General features: G+C 65.4%; 28 protein-coding genes, 1 tRNA gene and 1 pseudogene. 19 read left to right on the top strand and 11 right to left on the bottom strand.

Translation table 11 applies throughout. The features are described from left to right. The first annotated feature begins 58 nt into the window (after window positions 1–58). The 5 genes from FYJ91_RS14980 (at window position 59) to FYJ91_RS14960 (ending at window position 3,311) form a co-directional block, all read left to right on the top strand. Entirely contained in the window at window positions 59–1,402 is a 1,344-nt protein-coding gene (locus FYJ91_RS14980) for a S41 family peptidase (RefSeq protein ID WP_149523056.1), read from the top strand. Window positions 1,403–1,470: 68 nt separating this feature from the next. Further along, window positions 1,471–1,938, top strand: a complete 468-nt coding sequence (locus FYJ91_RS14975; protein WP_149523055.1) for a disulfide bond formation protein B — start codon at window positions 1,471–1,473, stop codon at window positions 1,936–1,938. Next, entirely contained in the window at window positions 1,935–2,438 is a 504-nt protein-coding gene (locus FYJ91_RS14970; RefSeq protein WP_246152638.1) for a demethoxyubiquinone hydroxylase family protein, read from the top strand. Before FYJ91_RS14975 ends, FYJ91_RS14970 begins: the two co-directional genes overlap by 4 nt. Window positions 2,439–2,467: 29 nt before the next feature. Further along, window positions 2,468–2,860 (top strand): hypothetical protein, encoded by a 393-nt coding sequence (locus FYJ91_RS14965; protein WP_149523053.1) that lies wholly within the window; start codon window positions 2,468–2,470, stop codon window positions 2,858–2,860. Between the two features lie 58 nt (window positions 2,861–2,918). After that, complete coding sequence (locus tag FYJ91_RS14960; protein ID WP_149523052.1) at window positions 2,919–3,311, top strand: hypothetical protein; 393 nt, start codon at window positions 2,919–2,921, stop codon at window positions 3,309–3,311. Window positions 3,312–3,454: 143 nt separating this feature from the next. Here the strand turns inward: FYJ91_RS14960 and FYJ91_RS14955 are convergent, their stop codons facing one another. After that, window positions 3,455–3,988 (bottom strand): nuclear transport factor 2 family protein, encoded by a 534-nt coding sequence (locus tag FYJ91_RS14955; protein ID WP_149523051.1) that lies wholly within the window; start codon window positions 3,986–3,988, stop codon window positions 3,455–3,457. Between the two features lie 77 nt (window positions 3,989–4,065). On the opposite strand from FYJ91_RS14955, the gene aat reads away from it, so the two are divergent. After that, window positions 4,066–4,782, top strand: a complete 717-nt coding sequence (gene aat / locus FYJ91_RS14950) for a leucyl/phenylalanyl-tRNA--protein transferase (protein ID WP_149523050.1) — start codon at window positions 4,066–4,068, stop codon at window positions 4,780–4,782. Window positions 4,783–4,817: 35 nt separating this feature from the next. Here the strand turns inward: aat and FYJ91_RS14945 are convergent. The 6 genes and pseudogenes from FYJ91_RS14945 to FYJ91_RS14920 form a co-directional block, all read right to left on the bottom strand. Continuing rightward, window positions 4,818–5,303 (bottom strand): annotated as a pseudogene (locus tag FYJ91_RS14945) (DUF2155 domain-containing protein); the annotation flags it as partial. Further along, window positions 5,300–5,806 (bottom strand): outer membrane lipid asymmetry maintenance protein MlaD, encoded by a 507-nt coding sequence (mlaD, locus tag FYJ91_RS14940; protein ID WP_149523049.1) that lies wholly within the window; start codon window positions 5,804–5,806, stop codon window positions 5,300–5,302. The gene mlaD and the pseudogene FYJ91_RS14945, both read right to left, overlap by 4 nt. Before the next feature lie 51 nt (window positions 5,807–5,857). After that, window positions 5,858–6,247, bottom strand: coding sequence for an NADH:ubiquinone oxidoreductase subunit NDUFA12 (locus FYJ91_RS14935; protein WP_149523048.1), 390 nt, complete (start codon window positions 6,245–6,247; stop codon window positions 5,858–5,860). 55 nt (window positions 6,248–6,302) lie between these two features. Continuing rightward, window positions 6,303–6,776, bottom strand: coding sequence for a DUF192 domain-containing protein (locus FYJ91_RS14930; protein WP_149523047.1), 474 nt, complete (start codon window positions 6,774–6,776; stop codon window positions 6,303–6,305). Between the two features lie 5 nt (window positions 6,777–6,781). Continuing rightward, window positions 6,782–7,378, bottom strand: coding sequence for a cold-shock protein (locus FYJ91_RS14925; RefSeq protein ID WP_149523046.1), 597 nt, complete (start codon window positions 7,376–7,378; stop codon window positions 6,782–6,784). Window positions 7,379–7,470: 92 nt separating this feature from the next. Continuing rightward, complete coding sequence (locus FYJ91_RS14920; protein WP_149523045.1) at window positions 7,471–8,016, bottom strand: regulatory protein RecX; 546 nt, start codon at window positions 8,014–8,016, stop codon at window positions 7,471–7,473. A 175-nt stretch (window positions 8,017–8,191) separates the two neighbouring features. On the opposite strand from FYJ91_RS14920, the gene FYJ91_RS14915 reads away from it, so the two are divergent. The 8 genes from FYJ91_RS14915 (at window position 8,192) to FYJ91_RS14880 (ending at window position 14,768) form a co-directional block, all read left to right on the top strand. After that, entirely contained in the window at window positions 8,192–9,916 is a 1,725-nt protein-coding gene (locus tag FYJ91_RS14915) for a fatty acyl-AMP ligase (protein WP_149523044.1), read from the top strand. A 118-nt stretch (window positions 9,917–10,034) separates the two neighbouring features. Next, window positions 10,035–10,745 (top strand): hypothetical protein, encoded by a 711-nt coding sequence (locus tag FYJ91_RS14910; RefSeq protein ID WP_149523043.1) that lies wholly within the window; start codon window positions 10,035–10,037, stop codon window positions 10,743–10,745. Window positions 10,746–10,812: 67 nt separating this feature from the next. Continuing rightward, window positions 10,813–10,888, top strand: a tRNA-Trp gene (locus FYJ91_RS14905). A 103-nt stretch (window positions 10,889–10,991) separates the two neighbouring features. Beyond that, window positions 10,992–11,189, top strand: a complete 198-nt coding sequence (gene secE, locus FYJ91_RS14900; RefSeq protein WP_127740229.1) for a preprotein translocase subunit SecE — start codon at window positions 10,992–10,994, stop codon at window positions 11,187–11,189. A gap of 16 nt (window positions 11,190–11,205) precedes the next feature. Beyond that, window positions 11,206–11,745 (top strand): transcription termination/antitermination protein NusG, encoded by a 540-nt coding sequence (gene nusG, locus FYJ91_RS14895; RefSeq protein WP_149523042.1) that lies wholly within the window; start codon window positions 11,206–11,208, stop codon window positions 11,743–11,745. 135 nt (window positions 11,746–11,880) lie between these two features. Further along, window positions 11,881–12,312 carry a 50S ribosomal protein L11 gene (gene rplK, locus FYJ91_RS14890; protein ID WP_149523041.1) on the top strand — a complete coding sequence of 144 codons (432 nt, stop codon included), beginning with the start codon at window positions 11,881–11,883 and terminating at the stop codon, window positions 12,310–12,312. A 4-nt stretch (window positions 12,313–12,316) separates the two neighbouring features. Further along, a complete protein-coding gene (gene rplA / locus FYJ91_RS14885) occupies window positions 12,317–13,015 on the top strand; it encodes a 50S ribosomal protein L1 (RefSeq protein ID WP_149523040.1) in 699 nt (232 codons plus the stop codon). A gap of 325 nt (window positions 13,016–13,340) precedes the next feature. Beyond that, window positions 13,341–14,768 carry a M20/M25/M40 family metallo-hydrolase gene (locus FYJ91_RS14880; RefSeq protein ID WP_149523039.1) on the top strand — a complete coding sequence of 476 codons (1,428 nt, stop codon included), beginning with the start codon at window positions 13,341–13,343 and terminating at the stop codon, window positions 14,766–14,768. 31 nt (window positions 14,769–14,799) lie between these two features. Here the strand turns inward: FYJ91_RS14880 and FYJ91_RS14875 are convergent, their stop codons facing one another. Beyond that, a complete protein-coding gene (locus FYJ91_RS14875; protein WP_149523385.1) occupies window positions 14,800–15,555 on the bottom strand; it encodes a hypothetical protein in 756 nt (251 codons plus the stop codon). A gap of 374 nt (window positions 15,556–15,929) precedes the next feature. On the opposite strand from FYJ91_RS14875, the gene rplJ reads away from it, so the two are divergent. Then, window positions 15,930–16,445 carry a 50S ribosomal protein L10 gene (gene rplJ / locus FYJ91_RS14870; protein ID WP_149523038.1) on the top strand — a complete coding sequence of 172 codons (516 nt, stop codon included), beginning with the start codon at window positions 15,930–15,932 and terminating at the stop codon, window positions 16,443–16,445. Window positions 16,446–16,508: 63 nt separating this feature from the next. Beyond that, window positions 16,509–16,886, top strand: coding sequence for a 50S ribosomal protein L7/L12 (gene rplL, locus FYJ91_RS14865; RefSeq protein ID WP_149523037.1), 378 nt, complete (start codon window positions 16,509–16,511; stop codon window positions 16,884–16,886). Window positions 16,887–16,951: 65 nt separating this feature from the next. Here the strand turns inward: rplL and FYJ91_RS14860 are convergent, their stop codons facing one another. After that, complete coding sequence (locus tag FYJ91_RS14860) at window positions 16,952–17,707, bottom strand: VOC family protein (RefSeq protein ID WP_149523036.1); 756 nt, start codon at window positions 17,705–17,707, stop codon at window positions 16,952–16,954. A gap of 12 nt (window positions 17,708–17,719) precedes the next feature. Next, on the bottom strand, window positions 17,720–18,451 hold the full coding sequence (locus FYJ91_RS14855; protein ID WP_149523035.1) for a DUF899 domain-containing protein: 732 nt from the start codon (window positions 18,449–18,451) through the stop codon (window positions 17,720–17,722). Window positions 18,452–18,509: 58 nt separating this feature from the next. Between FYJ91_RS14855 and FYJ91_RS14850 the strand changes: the two genes are divergently transcribed. Both FYJ91_RS14850 and FYJ91_RS14845 read left to right on the top strand, forming a co-directional pair. Beyond that, window positions 18,510–18,956, top strand: coding sequence for a MarR family winged helix-turn-helix transcriptional regulator (locus FYJ91_RS14850; protein ID WP_149523034.1), 447 nt, complete (start codon window positions 18,510–18,512; stop codon window positions 18,954–18,956). Between the two features lie 36 nt (window positions 18,957–18,992). Further along, entirely contained in the window at window positions 18,993–20,459 is a 1,467-nt protein-coding gene (locus FYJ91_RS14845; protein WP_149523033.1) for a sulfatase family protein, read from the top strand. Window positions 20,460–20,478: 19 nt separating this feature from the next. Here FYJ91_RS14845 and FYJ91_RS14840 read toward each other — a convergent pair whose 3' ends face one another. Further along, the gene (locus FYJ91_RS14840) at window positions 20,479–21,450 is read right to left on the bottom strand and encodes a L,D-transpeptidase (RefSeq protein WP_149523032.1); all 972 of its coding nucleotides are present in this window, start codon (window positions 21,448–21,450) and stop codon (window positions 20,479–20,481) included. Between the two features lie 289 nt (window positions 21,451–21,739). On the opposite strand from FYJ91_RS14840, the gene rpoB reads away from it, so the two are divergent. Next, window positions 21,740–25,888: a DNA-directed RNA polymerase subunit beta gene (gene rpoB, locus FYJ91_RS14835; RefSeq protein WP_149523031.1), complete on the top strand. Its 4,149-nt coding sequence runs from the start codon at window positions 21,740–21,742 to the stop codon at window positions 25,886–25,888. The last annotated feature ends 6 nt before the right edge of the window (window positions 25,889–25,894 follow it).

The raw sequence follows: 25,894 nt of genomic DNA, 5'->3' as shown, positions 1-25,894 counted from the left end.
GCGTGAACGTCGAGATGCGGTAGCATCGTCGTTTCCTCATGCTTGGACGACAAAGCTGATGAACAAGAGCCTGTTGCGTAGTTTGGGTCTTTTCGGTGCCGGTGCGATGGTCGCCACGCTCGCGCCTGCGATCGGCGCGGTGGATATGAACACCTACAAGGAACTGGATCAGTTCATGTCGGTGTTCGAACGAGTCCGTTCCGATTATGTCGACAAGGTCGACGATCGTAAGCTCATCAAGGGCGCGATCGACGGCATGCTCGCCAGCCTCGATCCGCACAGCTCCTATCTCGACGTCCGCGATCGCCAGAACATGCGCACCCAGACGCAGGGCGCCTATGGCGGCCTGGGCCTGTCGGTCACGATGGAGGACGGCGCGGTCAAGATCATGACCCCGCAGGAAGATACGCCGGCGTGGAAGGCGGGGCTGAAGGCGGGCGACTATATCACCCATCTGAACAGCAACCTGCTTTATGGCGGTACGCTCGACGAGGCGGTCGATCAGATGCGCGGCAAGCCGGGCAGCAAGATCACGCTGACGATCGTGCGCCCCGGCCGCGACAAGCCGTTCGATGTCTCGCTGACCCGGGAGCTGATCCAGCTCAAGCCGGTCAAGTGGGAGGTCAAGAACGGCGTCGGCATCATCAACATCAACACCTTCGTCAACTCGAACACCGGCGATTCGGTGCGCGCGGCGATCATGGGTATCCAGAAGACGGTCGGCCACGACCCGCTGGGCTATGTCGTCGATCTGCGATCGAACCCCGGTGGCCTGCTCGATCAGGCGATCGACGTGTCGGACATCTTCCTGGAACGCGGCGAGATCGTCTCGCAGCGCGGGCGCGAGAAGACCGATATCGAGCGCCGCTTCGCCACGCCGGGCGATCTGGCCCATGGCCTGCCGATCATCGTGCTGGTCGATGCGGGATCGGCCTCGGCGGCCGAAATCGTCGCGGGCGCGCTGCAGGACCACAAGCGCGCGCTGGTGATGGGGGATCGCAGCTTCGGCAAGGGTTCGGTGCAGACCGTGCTCGAACTGTCGGACGATACCGCGCTCAAGCTCACGACGGCGCGCTACTTCACGCCGTCGGGTCGTTCGGTGCAGGAAGGCGGGATCGATCCCGACATCCGCGTACCACAGCTGACCGACGCCGATTACAAGGATCGCCCGCGCCTGCGCGAAGCCGATCTGCGCCGCCACCTGATCAACGAGGCGAAGGTCGACGACAAGGTGCTCGAGGATGACGGCAAGCCCGATCCACGCTTCATCCTGACCGCCGATCAGCTCAAGAAGGACGGCGTCGAGGACTTCCAGCTCGATTATGCGGTCAAGACGATCGCCCGCATGACGCAGCCCGCGCTCAAGACGGCGATGGCGGGCGCCCGCACGGGCGCACGCTGAAAAATCACAGCCCCTCCCTTGCAAGGGAGGGGCTTATTTTTGGTGGCGCGGGCTTCTATACCCTTCCCATGACCCCGTTCGCCAAGGCGCGCCTCGCCACCCTGTTGCTGCCCGCTGCGCTGATGGCCGGCGCGCTCGGTTCGCAATATATCGGCCATCTGTTTCCGTGCGAGATGTGCCACTGGCAGCGCTGGCCGCATTATACGGCGATCGGCCTCGCGCTCCTCGCTTTCCTCGTCCCCGCTAAACTCGGCCGCGCTCTTGTCGCGCTGGCGCTGGTGGCGGTGCTGGTCAGCGGGGGGATCGGCGTGTTCCACGCGGGTGTCGAATATCATTGGTGGCCGGGGATCACGCGGTGCGCCGCGACGATAGCGAGCGGATCGCACGCCGACATGCTCGCGCAGATCATGGCGACGCCGATGATTCAGTGCGATCAGGCACAATGGACCTTGTTCGGGATTTCGCTGGCCGGCTTCAACGCGATGATCTCGATCCTCGGCGGGCTCGGCATCGCATATTGGTGGAGGGGGCGTTGAAAGACGAGATTATCCGCGTCGATCAGGCCGGCGAATATGGCGCGACCCGCATCTATGCCGGCCAGCTCGCGATCATGGGCGGTCGCCACCCCAAGGCCGGCGCGATCGCGCGCATGGCGGCGCAGGAAGAGATCCACCGCGAGCGTTTCGACGCGCTGATCGCCGAACGGGGCGTGCGGCCGACTTTGCTGCAGCCGATCTGGGGCGTCGCCGGCTTCGCGCTGGGCGCCGCGACCGCCTTGATCGGACCGGAGGCGGCGATGGCCTGCACCGCAGCGATCGAGACCGAGATCGATCGCCATTATGGCGAGCAGCTCGATCGGCTGGGCGATTCTGACCCCGAATTGTCCGATGTCATCGCCGAGTTTCGCGCCGAGGAGGTCGAACATCGCGAAACGGCGATCGCCAATGGCGCGGAACAAGCGCCGGCTTTTCCGCTTTTATCGGGAGCGATCAGGCTCGGTTGCCGCATTGCCATCGGCCTGTCGCGGCACATATAGAGACAGCGCAGCAGCTTAGGATGACGCCGATGAAGATGGTTCGTGCTTTTGCCCCGGCGCTCCTGATCGCGCTGTCGCTCCCTGCGCTGACGGCGCCCGCGGCCGCACAACGCAGCGAGCGGGTCCTGGTGATCTACGGGTCCGACAAATGCCCGACCAGCGGCGGCGAGGAGATCGTCGTCTGTTCGCGCAAGCCCGAGAGCGAGCGCTACCGGATCCCCGAGGAATTGCGCAAATCCGATTCGCGCGCGAACGAGACGTGGGGCGACCGCGCGAGCAGCCTCGAATATGTCGGAAAGACCGGCGTCACCAGCTGTTCGCCGATCGGCCCCGGCGGCGCCAACGGGTGCGTCCGCGAACTGGCCCGCAAGGCGTGCGACGAAGACAAGGCCGACGGCAAGAAGTGCGGGATCAAGTTCTGACCTTCAGGGTTCCGGGCGTTCATATCCGCGAAAGCCGTCCGGGCGCACCGCCTCGATCATGCTGATCCTCCCCCTCCTGATGGCCGCCGCTGCGGTACCGGCCGTCGCGCCCGAACCCCCGCCGGCGCAGATCTCGACCCTCGTCGTGTTCGGCAACGATCCGTGCCCACGCAGCAAGGATGACGAGATCGTCGTCTGCGCGCGCCAGCCCGAAAGCGAACGCTACCGCATCCCCAAGGCGTTGCGCGACAAACGCAAGAAGGATCAGGCGCCCGCCGAAAGCTGGGTCGCGCGCGCCCGCACGATGGACGTCGTCAGCAAGCAGGGGCTGCCCAACAGCTGCTCGCCGATCGGATCGAACGGGCAGACCGGCTGCTTCCGCCAGTTCCAGGATTTCATGCGCGCCCAGCGCCAGGCCGATCGCGAAGAGGCCGCGGCCGAGAAGCCCTGACATCGCAGCTCCTCTCCCGGAGGGAGAGGGGGACCGCGCCGAAGGCGTGGTGGAGAGGTATTGGCCGGCAACGGTGGGCATCGTTTGTGGAGAGCTACCCCTCCACCGGCTACGCCGGTCCCCCTCCCCCTCCGGGGGAGGATCTAAGCGCGCTGCGCGGCGAACATCGGTAGCTGCGCGTAGATCGGATCGCGGCCATCGGGCGCGCCGAGCAAGGTGCCGTCTTCGGGCCTGGGCACCGCCGATCTTTTCTCGTTCCAGTCGAGCACGACCGATCGATGCGCGTAGCGCCATATGCCGTCGCGTTTTGCGTAGCGATCGAGATAGCGGCCATGCGCCACCCATTCGCGTTCCCCGTCGCGATGGCGATGATAAGCGGTGAAGGCCACCTCACCCTCGGCCCGATCGCCGTCGATCAGGAACAGCATGTTGGTCAGCCGGTGTGCCGACAATTGCCATTTCGACAGGATCGAAGGCAGCCACGCGACATAGTCGTCGGCCGAACCCCGAAAGATCGGCCCATGATCGTCGGTCGCATCGTCGTGATAGAGCGCGCGCAGCAGCGCATAATCCTGCCGGTCGACCGCGTGACAATAAGTGAGGTTGAGCTGTTCGAGCGCGGCCTTGTCGAGCATCGCTTCGATCGTCATGGATTGCGGCGTGAGCGAGGGCGGCATCAAACTCTCCCTTTTGCTTTCGCTACCATATTGGCCTGCGCGCGGCAGTCGGATAGGCTGTTTTCCGAAGGAGCCGGATGAAAGTCATCGACCCCGAGCTGCTGTTGCGCGCCTATTCGATCGGCGTCTTCCCCATGGCCGACAGCCGGGGAGCCGACGACGTATTCTGGGTGGAACCCAAGATGCGCGGCGTCCTGCCCCTCGACGGCTTTCGCCTGTCGCGTTCGCTCGCCAAGACACTGCGATCGGATCGCTTCACGATCACGGCCGATCGCGCTTTTGCCGAGGTCGTCGCGATGTGCGCGCAGAGCACCGCCGGGCGACCCGATACCTGGATCAACTCCGCGATCGAGACGGCCTATGCCGATCTCCACAGGCGCGGCCATGCCCATTCGATCGAGACGTGGCGCGACGGGCGGCTGGTGGGCGGGCTCTACGGCGTCACGCTCGGCCGCGCCTTCTTCGGCGAAAGCATGTTCAGTCGGGAGAGCGATGCGTCGAAGGTCGCGCTCGCGCACCTGGTCGCACGGATGCGGGTGGGTGGATTCCAGCTGCTCGATTGCCAGTTCATCACCGATCACCTCGCCTCGCTGGGCGCGGTGGAGGTGAGCCGCGACGCTTATGTGGCGTTGCTCGATTCGGCACTCGGCGTCGGGGCGGGCGCTTCGCTCTCGACCGGCTGGGCTGGTGCGGACTTCTTTGCGATCGACGGGGCCGTCGATCCCGAAACACGCACTGTCGCCGGGCCGATATCGGGATGCGACATCGTGCAGCTCTTGGGCCAGACGTCGTAAACCGGATCCTGCACCGCGTTCAGTGACGGTGATTCCTTGTACAGCCAGCCGGAGAAGGCGCGGCGATAGCCGCCTTCGCGCCGCTGGATGTCCAGTTGAACGAAGGCGCCGGTCAGCTTCTGGTCCTCCCATGGCGCGGTCGTCTCGCATGAGGCGAGCCGGATGATCACGTCGCGTACGCGCACCGCCTGGCCGGGGCGCAGGGTCAGCTCGCGCGATTCGCCGTTACGCTTGTTGAGCAGGCCCAGCACGGCGACGCGCTCGTTCAGCGGGGTTTCGGCGGTGGCGAGCGGGGTATCCGCAGGAACGGGCGCGCGCACCACCTCCTTGGGCGCTTCGGCGGGCGCGGATTCTTCCTCGGGCGTGGCAACCGGCGCAGGCGCGGCAGCCGCCGCTGCGGCCTCGTCGGGCACCGCCTCGATCTCGGCCTGCTGGAAGGCATCGGCTTCCCAGGCGATCAGCCCGGCCGTGCCGAGCACCGCGATGCCGAGCGTCAGCGCGCCCAGCGTCGACCAGTTCATTTCGTGGCGTCTGCCGGCGCTTCGGCCGACGTTTCCGGGGTCTTGGCGTCGCCGGACTTATTGATGAACTGCCCGACCATGCTCATCAGGTCCATCGCGCCCTGCGTATCGGCGATGGTGTCGCCTTCCTTGAGCGGCGCGGTTTCCCCGCCCGGGATCAGCGAGATGAAATTGGAGCCGAGAAAGCCTTCGGACGTGATCGCCGCGCTGCTGTCCGCCGGCAGCTTGACCGACGGATCGATGGCGAGGGTCAGCTTGACCTGAAAGCTCTGCGGATCGAGCGCCTGCTGTGTGACGGTGCCGACCTTCATGCCGGCGACACGCACGTCACTGCCGACGTTGATCCCGCTCGAATTGGGGAAGAGGGCGGCGACGTGGATCGCGCCCGCTTTCGCGCCGCCGCCGGTCTGCGACCAGGCGAACCACACGAACCACGCCGCGAAGATGACGACGAACAGGCCGACGAACGCCTCGCCCAGATGATCGCGCAGCACAGCCTTCATGTCAGTCGGAAGCCTTCTTGGAAGTTCTGGCCTGGAAGTTCGGGCGATGCCTCAATTGGGCGTCCACGCCTCGTAGTCGCCGGTCGCCGCGGCGCGCACGCCGCCACGCTCGAGCGCGCCCGACGGCAGATAGGCGGCCTCGGTACCCGTCAAATTGGGCAAGGGCTGCTTCTGCCAGGTGCGCGGGGCGGGAAGCTTGTCGGGGGTGATGTCGGTCGTGTGGTGCAGCCAGGTGTGCCATTCGGCAGGCACGCGGCTGGCGTCGTTAGGACCGTTGTAGATCACCCAGCGGCGCTTGCGGCCGTCGGTGGTCGTACCACCTTCGAAATAGAGGTTGCCCAGAGCATCCTCGCCGACGCGAGTGCCGTTGCGGCTGCTGAAGAGACGCGTGCCGATCGTGGCGCCGTCCCACCAGGTGAAGATCGATTTGAGCAGACCCATGAGCGCCGCTTAGCCCGGATAGCCGCCCCTGTGCAATATCAAGGCTCGCGCAATATCAATGGCGAAGCGCGGGATCGGCCCATGTGACGCGATCGCCCTCGGCGATGCCCGCCTTGGCGGCGCCACCGCCGACGATTTCCAGCACGGCGGCCACCGGCTCGCCCGAATCGACCGTGTCGAGCGTCTCGGGCTGCGCGGTCGCGATGCGGGCGATCGTGCCGTCTGCGCGGATGAAGATCATGTCGAGCTGGATCAGCGTGTTCTTCATCCAGAAGGTGGCGACCCGGTTGGGCACCATCGGGAAGATCATGCCGCCCTGCGCGGGCAGGCTGGTGCGGAACATCAGGCCGCGTTCCTGCTCGTCGAAGCTGCGGGCGACCTCGACCTGATAGTGCAGCTTGCCCTTCGCCGTTTCGATCGTCAGCGGAGCCGTCGCCATCGCGGGCGCCTTCGCGGCGGTGGTGGCGGTCGGCGCACATGCGGCCAGCGACGCGCAGGCGAGCGCCAGGCTCAGACGAAAACGCAGCATGGAAATCAGTCCGCGATCAGCTCGACCGCGAGCGGCCCCTTGCGGCCGGCGGCGATGCGCGCGCGCATCCGCGTTTCGGGCAGAAGGTCGGCCAGGCCGGCGCGACGCACCGTCTCCATATGGACGAAGATGTCCTGGGTCTCGCCATCGCGGACGACGAAGCCATAGCCCTTCAGCCGGTTGAACCACTTGACCGTCACGGGCTCGGGATCACCCGCGTCGTCGATCAGCGCGACGGGATCGACGCGGTCGGCGTTGCGGCGGGCGATCAGGTCGGGATCGGGGCCGGTTGCGGTCGACAGGTCGATCGCCAGGATGCGGCGTGCCTGCAGGCCACGATCGCGACCCACGACTTCGCACGCCACGCGCGCGCCTTCGGGCAGGGTGCGGCGACCATGATCGCGCAGAACCGAAAAATGGACCAGAACATCGCCGCGATCGCCATCGGCCGCGATGAACCCGAAGCCGCGGGTGGCGTCGAACCACTTGACCGCACCGACGATGGTTTCTGCTGCTTCGTTTACTGGGGGCGCAAGACGGCCGTCATCGGCGACATCGCCGGGATCGCGCATGGATAGGGACGCAACCGACTGCTCGTTCATTATCGAAACACCTGCCCTCAATACGCCAAGTTAACATATAACATTTGTGAAACGAAGATGCTTATCGCGCGTCGTCCATCGCCGTTTTACGGCTAATCATCCTGTTCGGTCCCGGCAAGGGACGGATCGAGATCGACGATCCGTCGCGCGATCGTGGAATCATGTCCCGCGCGAAGCATCGCCGCAAGCGCGCGATTCCGCGATTCGCGATCGGCCGGGGCGGTCGCGAACGGGCCGATGCGGCGCCGGCGGGCGAAGGCTGTCGCGGCGGCCTCCGCCTGATCCTCGTCGGGCGCGACATCGGCAGCCATGTCGCGATCGACACCGGCGGCGGCCAGTGCGGCGGCGATCCGGTGCCCGCCATAGCCCCGTCGCGACAGCGATTCGGCGCGCGACCGGGCGAAGACTTCGTCGTCGACATAACGGAGTTCCGTCATGCGTTCGACGATCGCATCGATGGGCGCGCTCCCGTCCTCCGCCCAGCCGTGCTGGCGCAGCTTACGGCGCAGATAATCGGCCAGTTTCGCGCGCGTCGTGGCATAGCGGCCGACATAAGCGAGCGCGATGCGATCGAGGCCCGCGCGATCATAGGGGCGGGAGGTCGGGCTTTCGCCGCGCTTTCGGGTTTCGTAGGGCATGCGCCATCTTTGTGCCACAGTCGGGCCGGAATTTGAACGCGGGAGCGACTGTAAAAGCGTAACATTGCGGGCCTTGGGCCCATGAACCGATCGGGGTTATCGTGCGCGAATATCGGCAGAAAGTGCCGGTTTTGCGCAGCGCGGTGATCCGGATCGAGTGAGGAAAAGAACGAACATGGCCCTTGTGCCGACGCCGACGACCGACACGCTTGCCCGCCGCTTCGCCGACTTCGGCACGCTCGACCAGGCGCTCGATTATGCCGCCAGCGGCGTGCGCGGCCTCAATTTCCATGATGCGCGCGGCAATCTGGCCCGCCCGTACAGCTTCGCCGAACTGCGTGCGGATGCGATCGTCCACGCGCATCGCCTGATCGCTGCGGGTATCGCGCCGGGCGATCGCATCGCGCTGGTGGCCGAAACCGGTGTCGATTTCGCGGTGGCCTTTTTTGGTGCGGTCTATGCGCGCGCCTGGCCGGTGCCGCTGCCGCTGCCGACCAGCTTCGGCGGCAAGGACAGCTATATCGATCAGCTGGCGGTCCAGCTCGGCTCGTCGGACCCGCGCCTGTTCCTGTTCCCGGCCGAACTCGCCGAAATGGCCGGTGCCGCCGGCGCGCTGCGCAATGTCGAGAGCATCGCGTACGAGACGTTCAACGCGGCGGATGCGCCCGTGGTCGATCTGCCCCGCGCCGATGGCGACGACATCGCCTATCTTCAATATTCGAGCGGATCGACCCGCTTCCCGCACGGCGTCGCCGTCACGCATCGCGCCCTGCTCAACAACCTCGCCGCGCATTCGCACGGCATGGAGGTCGAACCCGGCGATCGCTGCATTTCGTGGCTGCCCTGGTATCACGACATGGGTCTGGTCGGCTGCTTCCTGTCGCCGGTCGCGAACCAGGTGTCGACCGACTATCTGAAGACCGAGGATTTCGCCCGCCGTCCGCTCGCCTGGCTCGACATGATCAGCCGGAACGAGGGCACGACGATCAGCTACTCGCCGACCTTCGGCTACGACATCTGCGCGCGCCGCATGTCGAGCCAGACCAAGGCGGTCGATCGCTTCGATCTGTCGCGCTGGCGGCTTGCGGGCAACGGCGCGGACATGATCCGTCCGGACGTGATGCAGGCCTTCGTCGATGCCTTTGCCGAGGCGGGGTTCAAGGCCAATGCCTTCCTGCCCAGCTATGGCCTCGCCGAAGCGACGCTCGCCGTCTCGATCATGCCGCCGGGTGAAGGCATCCGCGTCGAGCTGGTCGAGGAGACCCAGCTGTCGGGCGGCGACCATAGCCAGGATCGCCCGCGCCGTTTCCGCTCGATCGTCAATTGCGGCAAGCCGGTACGCGACATGCTCGTCGAGATCCGCGACGACGATGGCGGCATCCTGCCCGAAAAGATGATCGGCAAGCTGTGGGCCAAGGGCCCGTCGATCATGACCGGCTATTTCCGCGACGATGATGCGACCGCCGCCTGCATGGTCGACGACTGGCTCGACACCGGCGACATGGCCTATATTTCGGACGGCTATATCTACATCGTCGGCCGCGCCAAGGACATGATCATCATCAATGGCAAGAACCACTGGCCCCAGGATATCGAATGGGCCGTGGAGCAGTTGCCGGGCTTCAAGGCGGGCGACATCGCCGCCTTCGCGATCACCACCCCGGGCGGGGAGGAGACCCCCGCCGTCCTGGTCCAGTGCCGCACGTCGGACCCGCAGGAGCGCGCGCGCCTGCGCGAACAGATCCGCGAGAAGGTGCGCGCGATCACGGGCATGCACTGCGTGGTCGAACTGGTGCCGCCGCGCACCTTGCCCAAGACCAGCTCGGGCAAGCTCAGCCGTGCCAAGGCGCGCAATCTTTACCTGTCGGGCGAGATCCAGGGCTACGACATCGCGGCGTAAGCTGTCGGTCGTTTCTGAAAAATCGTCATTGCGAGGAGCCGAAGGCGACGCGGCAATCCACTCCGAACGGCAGAATGGATTGCTTCGCTTCACCCGCAATGACGATTATGGAGATGCGATGCGCCTGCTTCTCCTGCTCCTCACCGCCTTCGCCGTCCCGGCCGCCGCCGCCCCGCTCGATCCGATGGCGGGCGCGCAGGACATGGCGCGGCAGCTCGATGCGATCAACGCCAAGCCGCTGCCCGAGGGCGAGCCGCTGGCACGCGCCGTCGCCGATGTGCTGCGCGCCGATGCCGAGCGGCGCGGCGGCTGCATGCCCGCCAATGTGAAGCTGGGCGTCCTGCGCCCCGTTACGCTCGACAATTTCGTCACGCAGGCGATCGTCGCGGGGCGGATCGAGAATGGGTGGCTGCTTTCCGCGACCGTCGCGAACTGCCCGGCGGAGGATCCCGCGCGCATCCTGGTGCTGCGCGGCGCCGACGGCCAGAGCCTGAGCGCTTTCTATGACGGACGCGGCGAAGGGCTGGCCTGGCCCTCGCTCGCCCGCGCCGTGATGCCAGCCATTGTCCGGCCCGCTCTCGCAAAACTCGCGCTCTCCGATCCGCGCTGCAGGCCGGCGAACATCGCGCCGGTCGCGGTGCGGGTTGCCGGCCGCAGCGCCGATCTGTCGCCCGACCGCCTCGGCATCCGTTACAAGGGGTCGTGGAGCGAGGTGTGGAGCTTCGCGCCGTGCGGCCACCGAATCGCGGTTCCGGTGACGTTCACGGCTGACGGCAAGGGCGGCGCCGGATGGGACGTCGCGGACGACAAGATCGTCTATAAACCCTGATCCTGCGCGCGCTCAGCCACTTGCACTCGCCTCCCCCCACCGCTATGTGCCGCCGTCTCCGATCCGGAGGAGTGTAGCTCAGTTGGTAGAGCATCGGTCTCCAAAACCGAGGGCCCACGGTTCGAGTCCGTGCACTCCTGCCATTTCTTTGATGGTGGATCGCGAGAAGAGACGAGGTCAGGTTCGCCGGCCGTAAGGCTTTAAGGGCGGATCGCGGCCTCGTGTCGCTATTAGGAAGGTTTTTTGGTGGCGAAGACTTCACCGGGCGAGTTCATCCAGCAGGTAAAGGCCGAGACCGCAAAGGTCGTGTGGCCCAGCCGCAAGGAAACGATCATGACCACGGTCATGGTCGGCATCATGACGATGGTGCTCGGCCTGTTCTTCTTCGGCATCGACCAGCTGTTCAGCCGCATCGTTCAGATGCTGCTGTCGCTGCTGGGTTAAGAGAAAGACGGATCGCGTGGCGCGCTGGTACATCATTCATGCCTATTCGGGCTTCGAGAACAAGGTGAAGGAAGCCATCCTCGCCGATGCGACGCGCCTGGGTCTCGAACAGCTCGTCGAAGCGGTCGAGGTTCCGACCGAAAAGATCACCGAGGTTCGCCGCGGCAAGAAGATCACGTCGGACCGCAAATTCTTCCCCGGCTATGTGCTGGCGAAGCTGAGCATGAACGACGACGTCTATCACCTGGTGAAGAACACGCCGAAGGTGACGGGCTTCCTGGGTTCGATGGGCAAGCCGCAGGCGATCACCGAGGCCGAGGCCGCGCGCATCCTGAACACCAAGGAAGAGGCCGCCGCCGCCGCGCCGAAGGCGAAGCTCAAGGTCGATTACGAGATCGGCGATCAGGTCAAGGTGCTCGACGGCCCCTTCGCCAGCTTCAACGGCACCGTCGAGGAGCTCGATTTCGATCGCAGCCGCGTCAAGGTGTCGGTGTCGATCTTCGGCCGCGCGACCCCGGTCGAGCTCGAGTTCGAACAGGTCGAGCGCGTCAAGTAATTCGCGCCTTCGGGCGCACAATGAATTCCGGCTTCGGCCGGGATGTTCGCGGGAGGAGGCTTCGGCCTCCGCATGAACCGCTAAACTTGAACCGGCGGCGCCTTCGGGCATCGCCAGCAACAGAGTGAGTGAAACATGGCTAAGAAGATCACAGGTTATATCAACCTGCAGGTTCCGGCCGGCAAGGCGAACCCGTCGCCGCCGATCGGCCCCGCGCTCGGTCAGCGCGGCGTCAACATCATGGAATTCTGCAAGGCGTTCAACGCAGCGACTGCGGATCAGGAAGTCGGCACCCCGCTGCCGACCAAGATCACCGTGTACGCCGATCGCAGCTTCTCGTTCGAGACGAAGACCCCGCCCGCGACCTTCCTGATCAAGAAGGCCCTCGGCCTCAAGTCGGGTTCGAAGGCGCCGGGCAAGGAAAGCGCCGGCAAGATCAAGCGCTCGCAGCTCGCCGACATCGCAAGCGCGAAGATGAAGGATCTGAACGCGAACGACATCGAAGCGGCGACCCGCATCATCGAAGGCTCGGCCCGCGCGATGGGCCTCGAAGTGGTGGAGGGCTGATCCGATGGCCAAGCAGAGCAAGAAGCAGAAGAGCCAGTCCTCGTCGGTTGACGCGAACAAGCTGTATGGCGTCGACGAAGCGATCGCGATCGCCAAGACCAACGCCACCTCGAAGTTCGACGAGACGATCGAAGTCGCGCTGAACCTGGGCGTCGATCCGCGCCACGCCGACCAGATGGTCCGCGGCGTCGTCACGCTGCCCAAGGGCACCGGCAAGGACGTCCGCGTCGGCGTGTTCGCGCGCGGCGCCAAGGCTGACGAAGCCAAGGCCGCCGGCGCCGAAGTCGTCGGTGCCGAAGACCTGCTCGAGCAGATCCAGGGCGGCACGGTCGATTTCGATCGCTGCATCGCGACCCCGGACATGATGGGCCTCGTCGGTCGCCTGGGTAAGATCCTGGGTCCGAAGGGCCTGATGCCGAACCCGAAGCTGGGCACCGTGACGATGAACGTCGGTGAGGCCGTCAAGGCCGCCAAGGGCGGTCAGGTCGAGTTCCGCGTCGAAAAGGCCGGCATCATCCACTCGGGCATCGGCAAGGCGTCGTTCCCGGCGGAAGACCTGCGCGCCAACTTCGACGCGTTCGTCGACGCGATCGTCAAGGCAAAGCCGGCGGGCGCCAAGGGCAAGTATCTCCAGAAGGTCGCGCTCAGCTCCACGATGGGTCCGGGCATCAAGCTCGACGTCGCGGACGTCTCGGTCGCCTGATCCAGACCGTCTTTCGAGACACGAGAGGGCCGGGAGCAATCCCGGCCCTTTTTGTTTGCCTTCCTTTTCCTCTCCCCCTGGCGAGCGAGGATAAACGGTGCGCTGTCCTACACGGCCGCCCGTCGCTACGCGGAGCGCATGCCGAACCGCAAAGCCTCCTCCCTGCGTCACGCCTTGAGGCTCGTCGGCAAGGCGATTGCGATGCCGACGTAGTGACAACTTTGACAACTTCGGAAGATTGTTGCGCGTGCCGAATCCACCCTTTGGTATTGCGCCACCGATATGCTTTGATGGCGCTTTCAGGGATTTGTTGAGGGCGGGCATCATGCGGACATGGGCGAAGTTGATGGCGGCGAGCGCGCTGGCGGCGGCGCCCGCGCTGGCGCAGGATGCCGGGCCGCCGATGGGGCCGCTGCGCCCCGATCAGGTCGAGTTCCGCGCGCTCTACAAGGAACTGGTCGAAACCAACACCACGCTCTCGGCGGGCAGTTGCACGCTCGCCGCCGAAAAGATGGCCGCGCATCTGAAGGCCGCCGGCTTCAAGGATAGCGACCTCACGCTCTTTTCGACCCCCGAACATCCCAAGGAAGGCGGCCTCGTCGCGATCCTTCAGGGCCGCTCCAAGACGGTGAAGCCGATGCTGCTGCTCGGCCATCTCGACGTGGTCGAGGCCAAGCGCGAGGATTGGACCCGCGATCCGTTCACCCTGATCGAAGAGAATGGCTATTTCTACGCGCGCGGATCGTCCGACATGAAGGCGATGGACGCGGCATGGGTCGATATCCTCGCGCGGATGAAGAAGGCGGGCACAGTGCCCAAGCGTACGATCAAGCTTGCGCTCACCTGCGGTGAGGAGACGACCTACGCCTTCAACGGCGCCGAATGGCTGGCCAAGAACAAGCCCGATCTGATCGCGGCGGAATTCGCGCTCAACGAAGGCGGCGGCGGGCGCAGCGACGGGCATGGCAAGGTCGTCTCGCAGTCGATCCAGGTCGGCGAGAAGGCGGTCCAGAACTACAAGCTCGAAACCTTCAACCCCGGCGGGCACAGCTCGGTGCCGGTGCGCGACAATGCGATCTACGAACTCGCCGACGCGATCGCCAAGGTCCGCGACTATGAGTTTCCGGTCGTGCTCAGCGATACGACCCGCGCTTTCTTCGCCAAGCTCGGCGCGACGCGGAAGGATGCGATGGGCGCGGCGATGCTCGCGATCGCAAAGAACCCCGCCGATGCCGAAGCCGCGGCGACCTTGTCGAAGGATCGCAGCTACCACTCGATGCTGCGCACCACCTGCGTCGCGACCCTGCTCGACGGCGGTCATGCCAACAATGCGCTGCCCCAGCATGCTGCCGCGAACGTGAACTGCCGCATCTTCCCGGGCGAAAGCGTCGAACGTGTCCAGGCCGCGCTCGCGACCGCGATCGGCGATCCGAAGGTGAAGATCAGCTTCGTGCCGCCGATCCGCCCGCCGGCGGTGCCACCGCCGCTCAATCCCAAGATCATCGGGCCTGCGGAAAAGCTTGTCGCCAAATATTTCCCCGGTGTGCCGCTGATCCCGTCGATGTCGACCGGCGGGACCGACGGCATCTTCCTCGCCGCAATCGGCATCCCGGTCTATGGCGCGCCGGGCGGCTGGGGCGATCCCGATGGCAACGGCACCCACGGCCTCAACGAACGCCGCTCGGTCCGCTCGCTCTATGTCGGTCGCGATTTCCTGACCGAACTGGTCAAGACCTACGCCGAGATGGATTGAGGAAGAAAGACCCTCCCCCGGCGGGGAGGGCTCAATCCGCCGTCTTGCGGTTCACGATGTCGAAGCGGATGCGGACCCAGGTGCCAATCTGGGTCTTGCCGCCGACGCGCGGCGGGCGGACCTTGAACTGCCAGGAGGCGAGGCGCACCGCGCGGGCCAGCCCCGATCCGGGCGGGGATTCGCCCAGTTCGTGGCAATCCTCGACCCGCCAGTCGGGCGCGGTGCGGCAATAGACGTCGCCCCACGCGCCATCGGGCAACTGGCGCTTGGGCATGTAGGTCGCCATTTCGGCATCGGTCGGCTCGCGATACCAGGCGGCATCGTAGAGCCGCTCGCCATTGGGCGCGCGCTGGCCCTGGTTGGCGGCATCGCCATTTTCGGCGACCTGCGCATTGCCCGCCGCAGCCCCCGACGGACGCGGCACGTTCGAAATGTCGCCCGCGCGGAAATCCTCGCTGGAGACGACGATCATGTTGAGCGGCCTCGTCTCCGGGGTGGGCGGCGGTACGGTGGGCGCGGAGGCGCGCTGGACGGTGACGGTGGGCGTCTTCTCCTGCTCCTTCTGCGCGCGGGCCGCCTTCTTCTCCTCCTGCTTGTCGCTGTCGATCTGGATCAGCGAGAAGTTTTTGAGCAGCCCCGATTTGCGCAGGTCGGCCGTGGGGGCGAGGGTGAGGAAGGCCCACAGCAGCAGCGCGTGGATGATCGCGACGATCGTCAGGGTGACGGCGCGTCGACGCACCGAGGGGGCATGCGGGTCGGCCGAGAATCGTAGCAGTACCGCGCGCATCACGAATGGCGCGTTAGACCGACACCACGCCGCCCGCAACGGCGGAGCGTCACTCCGGTCATCGCGGCGAAAGGCGCGGGGAGTCGACAAGGCCGAACCGATCCTGTAGGGGCCGCGCCTCATGGTTCCGGAATACCCTTTCGGGTGATTCGGGCCTGTGCCGTCCGAGACAGCAGGCGCGGGGGATTTGCCCCGCTTAATGCCCTGCCTAGACGGGGAAAAGTTTTACCGGGCTTCTGCCCGGGTCTGCCGCGCTCCTTTCGTGTGCCCGGCCAGGCGACCGACCCCTCGGACGGGTCATGGAGCGGCTTTTTTTGCTCCGTGGCTCAAGGCTCCTGCGGATGTTCTGCAGGGGTGGTTTGAAGGAGTAAGGCATGGATCGGGCTCAGAAGACCGAGCTGGTCGCCGAACTGAAGAGCACCTTCGAAGGCACGAGCGTGGTGATCGTCACCCGCAATCTCGGCCTCACCGTGGCGCAGTCGACTGCGCTGCGTACGAAGATGCGCGATGCCGGCGCCAGCTACAAGGTTTCGAAGAACAAGCTCGCCAAGATTGCCACCGAGGGCACGACCTACAGCGCGATCAATGATCTGCTGGTGGGTCCGACCGCGCTGAGCACCTCCGTCGATCCCGTGGCTCCGGCCAAGGTGATCGTCGATTTCGCGAAGACCAACGACAAGTTGGAAATCGTGGGCGGTGTGATGGGCGAAACCATCCTCGATGTCGCTGGCGTGAAGGCGCTGGCCGAACTGCCGTCGCTCGATGAGCTGCGCGCCAAGATCGTGGGCCTTATCCAGGCGCCCGCGACCAAGGTCGTCCAGATCGTCCAGGCGCCTGCGGGTCAGCTGGCTCGGGTGTTTGGCGCTTATGCCGCCAAAGAAGACGCCTGATCTTCGATATCTTTTCAATTGAACTGAACATTCGGGGCTGCGCGCCCCACATGGAGACTACACATGGCTGACCTGCAGAAGCTTGTTGACGATCTTTCGGCTCTCACCGTTCTCGAAGCCGCGGAGCTCTCGAAGCTCCTCGAAGAGAAGTGGGGCGTTTCGGCCGCTGCGGCGGTTGCGGTTGCGGCTCCGGCCGGCGCCGGCGCCGGTGCTCCGGCTGCTGAAGAGAAGACCGAGTTCGACGTCGTTCTCACCGGCGACGGTGGCAAGAAGATCAACGTCATCAAGGAAGTCCGCGCCATCACCGGCCTGGGCCTGACCGAAGCCAAGGCTCTGGTCGAGTCGGCTCCGAAGGCCGTCAAGGAAGGCGTCAACAAGGACGAAGCCGAGAAGATCAAGAAGCAGCTCGAGGAAGCCGGCGCGACCGTCGAACTCAAGTAATCTGCTTCTCGCTTCGGCGACGAACAGGAAAGGGCGGCCTCTCGGGGCCGCCCTTTTTCTTTGCCTTAAGCCGGCGGGTTGGGCCGCATGCCGACCATCGCGAACAAGGCGCCCTGCGGATCGATCGCGGGGATTACCCAGGCGCCGCCCGGCACCTCCATCGGGCCTTCGGGCACGGTGCCGCCGGCCGCCTTCACCCGCGCTTCGGCCGCATCGATATCGTCGCAGCCGATATAGTAGAGCCAGTGCGGCTTTTCCGATGCGATGCTGAACATCCCGCCGATCGCGTCCCCGCCCGCCGCGAACAGCTGATATGTGCCCATCGGCCCCATGTCGACGGGTGTATCCTTGGTCCAGCCGAACAGGCCGGCATAGAAATCGAAGCCTGCCTCCCAGTCGCTCGTATGCAGTTCGTGCCAGCTGATCGATCCGGGCGACATGAAGGGGGGCAGCGCCATGTCGGTCCCGGGCACCCCCTTGAACAGCACGAAGCTGGCGCCCTGCGGATCGGCCACCATCGCGAAGCGACCGACCTGCGGGATGTCGCTCGGCGAATGATCGATGCGACCGCCCGCAGCTTTGACCTTGTCGGCAAAGGCATCGACATCGTCGACCGCGACATAACCGAACCAGCCCGGCGGCGGGCCGTCCTTCAGGCTCATGACCCCGCCCAGCGGGACGCCGTTCGCGTGGATGATCGAATAGTCCATGCCGGGCAGGCCGGAGTCGGTGAAGGTCCATCCCGCCACCGCACCATAGAAGGTCTTGGCGGCATCCGCGTCGCTCGTGATCAGCTCGTACCAGCAGAATTGGTTGGGCATCTCTCGTCTCCTTCAGGAGTGGCAGCAGGCCGGTTGCGGGGCCGCGTCATATTCGTCGTGGCGCTTCAGGAAACTCATCGTCCCCGTTTCGTTGCGGCCGAGCGGCGCGCGATCGAGGATCATCATCGTGGTGAGCCAGTTTTCGATCCCGCGCGCATAGCTCGAATAGGTATGGAACAGGCCCGCGTCGGGATCGCGCCAGAAGCTGCTCATCCCGTGCAGCTCGTCATGCCCCTGATCGGAGGGGAGCGGGGCGTAATTATAGTCGATCGTCCCGCTCGCCATCTGCTCGGGCGTGAAGGATACGTTGAAGTCGTAGTTGAAATCGGAGCCGTGGGACGAGACCCACGGGAAACGCCAGCCCATTCGCGCCTTATAGGCCGCAATCTCCGCCATCGGCGCGCGCGACACCGCGACCCAGCTGACATCATGATTGTTCAGGTGGACGAGCGTGCCGTCGATATGATCGCCGATGAACGAGCAGCCGGGGCAACCCGCATCCCAGCCCGGGCCGAGCATGAAGTGATAGATGATCAGCTGGCGGCGTCCCGCAAACAGGTCGCCGAGCGCGGCGGAACCGTCGGGCGTTCCGAAGCGGTAATCCTTCTCCACGCGCTCCCACGGCAGTGCGAGGCGGGCGGCGTTGACGCGATCGCGCAAGTGCGTCTCCTCGCGCTCGAGATCGAGAAGCGCCTTGCGGGCCTCCAGCCACGCTGCGTGGTCGACGATCTTGTGGTCGGGCATCCAAACCTCTCCTCTTCGCGACTCTTGACATTTTGGTTGATATCAACGTAAATGTGTCATGTCAAAGCGACCCGTTCCTTTCGAAACGACGATCCATGTTCGCGACCATTGTCTGTGCCTGCATGTCCAGCGCGCGGCCCGGATGTTGGCGCGGCATTTCGATCAGGCGCTCAAGCCGCTGGGCCTGACAAACCAGCAATTCTCGCTGCTGATGGCGCTCAACCGGCCCGGCTCCACGCCGATGGGGCCGCTTGCCCATTTGCTGGGGATGGACCGCACCTCGCTCACCGCCGCGCTCAAGCCGCTCGAACGGCGCGGGCTGCTGGCGATCGCGGTGTCGCAAAGCGACAAACGCGCGCGGCAGTTGACGCTAACGCCCGACGGCGAGGCGCTGCTCGCCCGCGCGGTGCCGATCTGGGTTGAGCATCATGGCGCGATCGAGGCGGCGATGGGCGACGGCACGGCCGATGCGCTGCGGGCTAATCTGGCGACAATCGCGGCCTGATTGCCAAGTCGGGCGGGTGCCGCCATCGTTGCGCCCATGACCATATCCCGCCGCCATCTGCTGGGTGCCGCTGCCGCCTCGGCCGCCGTCGCGAAACTCGGCGCGACCCTGCCGCGCCGCCCGAACATCCTGTTGATCCTCGCCGACGACTGGAGCTGGCAGCCCGAGGACGATCGCGACCGGCTGATCGATCAGCTGCCCACCTTCGCGCGGCTTCAGCGCGAAGGGACGAGCTTTCGCAACGCCTTCTCTGCCTCGCCGAGCTGCACGGCGTCGCGCGGCGGCATCCTGACCGGGCAATATCCATGGCGGCTGGCGGAGGGCGCCAACCTCGCCTCGATCCTGCCGCGCCGGTTCAAGGTCTATCCCGACGCCCTCGAAGGCGCGGGCTATCATGTCGGCTATGCGCGCAAGGGATGGGCGCCGGGGCAGATCGAACCCGCGCGCCGCACGCGCAATCCGGCAGGTGCTTCTTACGAGGATTTCGACGCCTTTCTTGCCAGGCGTCCGAAGGATACGCCCTTCGCCTTCTGGTTCGGATCGCACGATCCGCACCGTCCCTATGTGAAGGGGGCGGGGATCGCGGCCGGTGGCGATCCGGCGAAGGTGACGGTGCCGTCCTATCTGCCCGATACGCCGGTCGTCCGATCCGACATCGTCGACTATCGTCACGAGATCGAGCGGCTGGATCGTGAGGCGGGGGCGCTGCTCGCGAAGATCGAGGCGATGGGCGAACTCGACAATACGATCGTGGTGATGACCGGTGACAATGGCTGGCCGTTTCCGCGCGGCAAGGCGACGCTCTACGACGCAGGCTGGCACGTCCCGCTCGCGATCCGTGGGCCGGGGGTGCGCGCCGGCGCGGTGAGTGAAGTGCCGGTCAGCCTGATCGATCTGGCCCCCACCTTTCTGGGGGCGGCGGGCCTGCCGGCGCCGGCGGAGACGAGTGGGCGCGACCTGCTGCCGCTGCTGTCGGGACGCGGGCCGTTCGGGCGCGACCATGTTTTGGGATCGATGGAGCGGCACATGGATGGGCGCACCAATCCCGGCGAGGGCTATCCGATGCGCGCCTACCGCACCGCACGGCACCTCTACATCCGCAACTTCAAGCCCGATCGCTGGCCCGCCGGCAATCCGAGCGGCCGCCCGCGCGACCGCGCCGAGATCGAGGAGAGATCGTTCGCGGGCTTCGCCGATATCGACGGCGGGCCGACCAAGGCCGAATTGATCCTGCGGCAGGACGATCCGGCAGTTCATCCGGCGTTCGAACGCGCTACGGGTCGGCGACCGGCGGAGGAGCTGTTCGATATCGTCGCCGATCCCTGGTGCCTCACCAACCTCGCCGCCGACCCGAAGCATCGCGCGCTGGTGCGGTCGTTCGGCGCGAAGCTCGACGCCGAATTGCGCGCGACGGGCGATCCACGCGCCCAGGGCCAGGGCAACGTGTTCGACGATTATCCCAGCTACAGCGATCCGGGCTTCGGACGCCCCAAGGAGATCTGACCTCCTATTGCCTGGCGGCTTACTTCTTGTCGGTCGTCAGCACCGTCATCTTCGTGCCGGTGCCACCGCTGCGCAGCGTATCGGGGGTGACGACGACGGTGGTGCCGGGGGTCACGACCGATGCCATCGAAAGGCGTATATCCTCAGGCACGACAAGCCGGTCGCGCTCCTCCTGGCTGACGAGCGTGGGGGCGCTGAGCCCCTGGCCAGGCAGCGGCAGGCGGCTCCACCTGTACGTCTCGCCCTCGATCGCGGTCAGCGTATAGGCGGTGGCGCCGGGGACATCGCCGTGGATGTGGACCGGTGCAGAGCCGATCGGCACGCCGTTGCGCAGGATCAGCATGCGCTTGTCGGCGGCGGAGACGATGATCGAAACCGGCCCGGTCGTCGATCGCTCGGGCTGCCAGAGACTTCCGCCCATCAGCCATTCGTCGGCGTGGCTGGCCGCGCCCTTGGCCATGAAGGCGGGGGTGGGCGCGACGCGCGGCACCTGCGCGTCATTGGTGATGATCACGGTCAGCCCCAGCTTGGTGATGCCGTAGAGCAGCTTGGAGAAGGCCAGCGGCATCCGCACGCAACCGTGGCTCGCGGGATAGCCCGGCAGGTTGCCCGCATGCATCGCGATCCCGTCCCACGTCAGCCGCTGCATGTAGGGCATGGGAGCCGAATTATAGAGGTTCGACTTGTGGTCGATATTCTTCTGGAGGAGCGTGAAGACCCCGGTCGGCGTCTCATGCCCCTTCTTGCCGGTCGATACCGTGGTGATGCCGATCGGAATACCGTTGCGATAGGCATAGGCCCGCTGCTGCGGGATCGAGACGACGATAACGACCGGCCCGCCGGGCGCGATATCAGGCGCCCACAGATAGTCGCCGGGCTTCATCTGGGTGACGATGTCCGCCACTGCGCCGTCGTGCAGCGCGATCTGCGCGGCGGCCGGCACGATCGGTGCGGCGATCATCAGCGAAGCCATCACTATCCGGCGAATCATATGGCCGTCCCCCTTCCCAAAGCATGTGTCGCGGACTATATAGCCGTCTTCCAGACATCGGCAGAAGTCCACGATCGCGATAGTGGATGCCGCCCTTGCCGCCTCGGGACACGGACCGCCTTGCGCACGGTTCGCGACGAATTGGGGCCGGTTATACAAGGGTTTCTTCAGACGCTGCAGTGCGGTTCCGACAGCCCGGACCCGCACTTTTTTGCGTGGGATCGCACCCGCGAATCGGCTGCTGACCGCTGAAAGGCGGTGAAAAAATTTGACGCGAGGGATCAACTCCATGGCCACCCAGGCAGTTCCGACGACCGCCAAGAAGCGCATCCGCAAGGTCTTCGGCAACATCCACGAAGTCGTGCAGATGCCGAACCTGATCGAGGTTCAGCGCGAGAGCTACGAGCAGTTCCTGCGTTCGGACCCGTCGACCGGCTACGTCTCGGGCCTCGAAAAGACGCTGCGCTCGGTATTCCCGATCCGCGACTTCGCCGGCACCGCCGAGCTCGATTTCGTCCAGTACGAACTGGAAGATCCCAAGTACGACACCGACGAGTGCCGTCAGCGCGGCATGACCTATGCGGCGCCGATGCGCGTCACGTTGCGCCTGATCGTGTTCGAGGTGGATCCCGATACGGACACCCGCTCGGTGCTCGATATCAAGGAGCAGGACGTTTACATGGGCGACATGCCGCTCATGACCGAGAACGGCACTTTCATCGTCAACGGCACCGAGCGCGTCATCGTTTCGCAGATGCACCGTTCGCCGGGCGTGCTGTTCGATCATGATCGCGGCAAGACCCATGCGTCGGGCAAGTATCTGTTCGCTGCACGCGTGATCCCGTATCGCGGTTCGTGGCTCGATTTCGAATTCGACGCCAAGGACATCGTCAACGTCCGCATCGACCGCAAGCGCAAGCTGCCGGTCACCTCGCTGCTCTACGCGCTGGGCCTCAGCGGCGAAGACATGCTCACCTATTTCTACAAGACCCAGGCCTATGTCCGCGGCGAAGGCGGCTGGAAGGTGCCTTTCGTCGTCGAGAACTGGCGTGGCCAGAAGCCGGCGTTCGACGTCGTCAATGGCGATACGGGCGAAGTCGTGTTCCCGGCGGGCACCAAGGTGTCGCCGCGTGCGGCCAACAAGGCCGGCAAGGACGGCCTCGCCACGTTGCTGATCCCGACCGATCAGATCTACGGCCGCTATTCGGCCTATGACCTGATCGACGAGTCGACCGGCCGCATCTACATCGAGGCGGGCGACGAAGTGACCCCGGAGAACCTCGAGGCGCTCGACAAGGCGGGCTTCGACCATGTCGACCTGCTCGACATCGATCATGTCTCGACCGGTCCGTGGATCCGCAACACGCTGAAGGCCGACAAGGTCGAGGAGCGCGATCATGCGCTCAGCGAGATCTATCGCGTCATGCGCCCCGGCGAGCCGCCGACGAAGGAAACCGCGGAATCGCTGTTCGCCGGCCTGTTCTTCGACCCCGAGCGCTATGACCTCTCGGCCGTCGGCCGCGTGAAGCTCAACATGCGCCTCGAACTCGACGTCGAGGATACGGTCACCACGCTGCGTGCCGAGGATATCCTCGCCGTCGTCAAGACGCTGGTCGACCTGAAGGACGGCAAGGGCGAGATCGACGACATCGACAATCTCGGCAATCGCCGCGTGCGTTCGGTGGGCGAGCTGCTCGAGAACCAGTATCGCGTCGGCCTGCTGCGCATGGAGCGTGCGGTCAAGGAGCGCATGTCGTCGGTCGACGTGTCGACCGCGATGCCGAACGACCTGATCAACGCCAAGCCGGCGGTCGCCGCGGTCCGTGAATTCTTCGGCTCGTCGCAGCTGTCGCAGTTCATGGATCAGACCAACCCGCTCTCCGAAGTGACGCACAAGCGTCGCGTATCGGCGCTCGGGCCGGGCGGTCTGACGCGTGAGCGTGCGGGCTTCGAAGTCCGCGACGTTCACCCGACCCATTATGGCCGTATCTGCCCGATCGAAACGCCGGAAGGCCCGAACATCGGTCTGATCAACTCGCTGGCGTCGTTCAGCCGGGTCAACCGCTACGGCTTCATCGAGACGCCGTATCGCAAGATCATCGACGGCAAGGTGACCAACGAGGTCGTCTATCTGTCGGCGATGGAAGAGGCCAAGCACACCATCGCGCAGGCGAACGCCGAGCTCGACGGTGAGAATCGCTTCGTCGAGGACCTGATCTCGGCGCGTGAAGCGGGCGAGTTCCTAATGGCGCCGCGCGATCAGATCACCCTGATGGACGTGAGCCCCAAGCAGCTCGTGTCGGTCGCCGCATCGCTGATCCCGTTCCTGGAAAACGATGACGCCAACCGCGCGCTCATGGGATCGAACATGCAGCGCCAGGCGGTGCCGCTGGTTCGCGCCGAGGCGCCGTTCGTCGGCACCGGCATGGAAGAGACCGTCGCCCGTGACTCGGGTGCCGCGATCGCCGCGCGCCGCGCCGGCGTGATCGACCAGGTCGACGCCAGCCGCATCGTGATCCGCGCGTCGGGTTCGGTCGAGGCCGGCAAGTCGGGCGTCGACATCTACACGCTGATGAAGTTCCAGCGTTCGAACCAGTCGACCTGCATCAACCAGCGTCCGCTGGTGAAGGTGGGTGACGTGGTCAACACCGGCGACATCATCGCCGACGGCCCGTCGACCGAGTTCGGCGAGCTGGCGCTGGGTCGCAACGTCCTCGTCGCGTTCATGCCGTGGAACGGCTACAACTACGAGGATTCGATCCTGATCTCCGAACGGATCGTGAAGGACGACGTGTTCACGTCGATCCACATCGACGAGTTCGAGGTCATGGCGCGTGACACCAAGCTCGGGCCGGAAGACATTACCCGCGACATCCCGAACGTCGGCGAGGAAGCGCTGCGCAACCTCGACGAAGCGGGCATCGTGTACATCGGTGCCGAGGTCGAGCCGGGCGACATCCTGTGCGGCAAGATCACGCCGAAGGGCGAAAGCCCGATGACGCCGGAAGAAAAGCTCCTCCGCGCCATCTTCGGTGAAAAGGCCAGCGACGTGCGCGACACCTCGCTGCGTCTGCCGCCGGGCGTGTCGGGCACCGTCGTCGACGTGCGCGTGTTCAACCGCCACGGCATCGACAAGGACGAGCGCGCGATGGCGATCGAGCGCGAGGAGATCGACCGCCTGACCAAGGATCGCGAGGACGAGCGTGGCATCCTCAACCGCGCAAATTATGCGCGGCTGCGGGAAATGCTGCTCGGCCAGACGGCCGGCGCAGCGCCAAAGGGCGTCAAGAAGGGCGTCGAGATCACCGACGAACTTCTGAACGAAGTCGAGAAGCGCGAATGGTGGAAGTTCGCGGTCGCGGACGACGCTGTTCAGGCCGATCTCGAAGCGGTCAAGGCTCAGTACGACCAGGCCGTCAGCCTGATCGTCAAGAAGTTCGAGGATCGCGTCGAGAAGCTGCAGCGCGGCGACGAGCTGCCCCCGGGCGTGCTCAAGATGGTCAAGGTCTTCGTCGCGGTGAAGCGCAAGCTTCAGCCAGGCGACAAGATGGCCGGCCGTCACGGCAACAAGGGCGTCATCTCGCGCATCCTGCCGAACGAGGACATGCCGTTCCTGGCGGACGGTACCCCGGTCGACATCGTGCTCAACCCGCTGGGCGTGCCTTCGCGCATGAACGTCGGGCAGATCTTCGAAACCCACCTCGGCTGGGCATCGCGTGGCCTGGGTAAGCAGATCACCGAAGCGCTCGAAACCTGGCGCGATGCCAATCCCGGCGTGACCGGCGGCAAGCCGCCCGAAGCGGTCGTGGAGCGGATGAAGGCGATCTACGGCGAACATTATCATGCCGAAATCGACGCCCGTTCGGGTGACGAGATCGTCGAGATGGCGAAGCTGCTGAAGAACGGCGTGCCGATGGCGACGCCGGTGTTCGACGGCGCCCGGGAATCGGACGTGTCCGACATGCTCGAACTGGCCGGGGTCGACACCTCGGGTCAGTCGGAGCTGTTCGACGGCCGCACCGGCGACACCTTCGATCGCCGCGTGACCGTGGGCTACATCTACATGCTGAAGCTCCACCACCTGGTCGACGACAAGATTCACGCGCGTTCGATCGGGCCGTACTCGCTCGTCACCCAGCAGCCGCTGGGTGGTAAGGCGCAGTTCGGTGGCCAGCGCTTCGGCGAAATGGAGGTGTGGGCCCTCCAGGCCTATGGCGCCGCCTATACGCTGCAGGAGATGCTGACGGTGAAGTCGGACGACGTGGTCGGCCGCACCAAGGTGTACGAAGCGATCGTCAAGGGCGACGACACGTTCGAAGCGGGCATTCCCGAAAGCTTCAACGTGCTCGTCAAGGAAATGCGCTCGCTCGGTCTCAACGTCGAACTGTCCTCGATCGAGAACACGGGCGGCGACGACATCGCCGAGGCTGCGGAGTGATCGATC

Source organism: Sphingomonas montanisoli (assembly GCF_008274695.1).
GTDB classification, from domain to species: Bacteria; Pseudomonadota; Alphaproteobacteria; order Sphingomonadales; family Sphingomonadaceae; genus Rhizorhabdus; species Rhizorhabdus montanisoli.
The sequence above is the reverse complement of the archived record's forward strand: the minus strand, read 5'-3'. Positions and strand labels throughout refer to the sequence as shown.

Coding starts and splice junctions, on each gene's coding strand:
- rplK (WP_149523041.1), top strand. CDS start 11,881: ATGGCTAAGAAGATCACAGGTTATATCAACCTGCAGGTTCCGGCCGGC.
- mlaD (WP_149523049.1), bottom strand. CDS start 5,806: ATGAAGGCTGTGCTGCGCGATCATCTGGGCGAGGCGTTCGTCGGCCTG.
- FYJ91_RS14975 (WP_149523055.1), top strand. CDS start 1,471: ATGACCCCGTTCGCCAAGGCGCGCCTCGCCACCCTGTTGCTGCCCGCT.
- FYJ91_RS14910 (WP_149523043.1), top strand. CDS start 10,035: ATGCGCCTGCTTCTCCTGCTCCTCACCGCCTTCGCCGTCCCGGCCGCC.
- rplA (WP_149523040.1), top strand. CDS start 12,317: ATGGCCAAGCAGAGCAAGAAGCAGAAGAGCCAGTCCTCGTCGGTTGAC.
- FYJ91_RS14965 (WP_149523053.1), top strand. CDS start 2,468: ATGAAGATGGTTCGTGCTTTTGCCCCGGCGCTCCTGATCGCGCTGTCG.
- aat (WP_149523050.1), top strand. CDS start 4,066: ATGAAAGTCATCGACCCCGAGCTGCTGTTGCGCGCCTATTCGATCGGC.
- FYJ91_RS14930 (WP_149523047.1), bottom strand. CDS start 6,776: ATGCTGCGTTTTCGTCTGAGCCTGGCGCTCGCCTGCGCGTCGCTGGCC.
- rplJ (WP_149523038.1), top strand. CDS start 15,930: ATGGATCGGGCTCAGAAGACCGAGCTGGTCGCCGAACTGAAGAGCACC.
- FYJ91_RS14855 (WP_149523035.1), bottom strand. CDS start 18,451: ATGCCCGACCACAAGATCGTCGACCACGCAGCGTGGCTGGAGGCCCGC.
- FYJ91_RS14860 (WP_149523036.1), bottom strand. CDS start 17,707: ATGCCCAACCAATTCTGCTGGTACGAGCTGATCACGAGCGACGCGGAT.
- FYJ91_RS14880 (WP_149523039.1), top strand. CDS start 13,341: ATGCGGACATGGGCGAAGTTGATGGCGGCGAGCGCGCTGGCGGCGGCG.
- FYJ91_RS14935 (WP_149523048.1), bottom strand. CDS start 6,247: ATGGGTCTGCTCAAATCGATCTTCACCTGGTGGGACGGCGCCACGATC.
- FYJ91_RS14955 (WP_149523051.1), bottom strand. CDS start 3,988: ATGCCGCCCTCGCTCACGCCGCAATCCATGACGATCGAAGCGATGCTC.
- FYJ91_RS14875 (WP_149523385.1), bottom strand. CDS start 15,555: ATGCGCGCGGTACTGCTACGATTCTCGGCCGACCCGCATGCCCCCTCG.
- FYJ91_RS14925 (WP_149523046.1), bottom strand. CDS start 7,378: ATGAACGAGCAGTCGGTTGCGTCCCTATCCATGCGCGATCCCGGCGAT.
- FYJ91_RS14845 (WP_149523033.1), top strand. CDS start 18,993: ATGACCATATCCCGCCGCCATCTGCTGGGTGCCGCTGCCGCCTCGGCC.
- FYJ91_RS14920 (WP_149523045.1), bottom strand. CDS start 8,016: ATGCCCTACGAAACCCGAAAGCGCGGCGAAAGCCCGACCTCCCGCCCC.
- FYJ91_RS14960 (WP_149523052.1), top strand. CDS start 2,919: ATGCTGATCCTCCCCCTCCTGATGGCCGCCGCTGCGGTACCGGCCGTC.
- FYJ91_RS14980 (WP_149523056.1), top strand. CDS start 59: ATGAACAAGAGCCTGTTGCGTAGTTTGGGTCTTTTCGGTGCCGGTGCG.
- rpoB (WP_149523031.1), top strand. CDS start 21,740: ATGGCCACCCAGGCAGTTCCGACGACCGCCAAGAAGCGCATCCGCAAG.
- rplL (WP_149523037.1), top strand. CDS start 16,509: ATGGCTGACCTGCAGAAGCTTGTTGACGATCTTTCGGCTCTCACCGTT.
- FYJ91_RS14850 (WP_149523034.1), top strand. CDS start 18,510: ATGTCAAAGCGACCCGTTCCTTTCGAAACGACGATCCATGTTCGCGAC.
- FYJ91_RS14840 (WP_149523032.1), bottom strand. CDS start 21,450: ATGATTCGCCGGATAGTGATGGCTTCGCTGATGATCGCCGCACCGATC.
- FYJ91_RS14915 (WP_149523044.1), top strand. CDS start 8,192: ATGGCCCTTGTGCCGACGCCGACGACCGACACGCTTGCCCGCCGCTTC.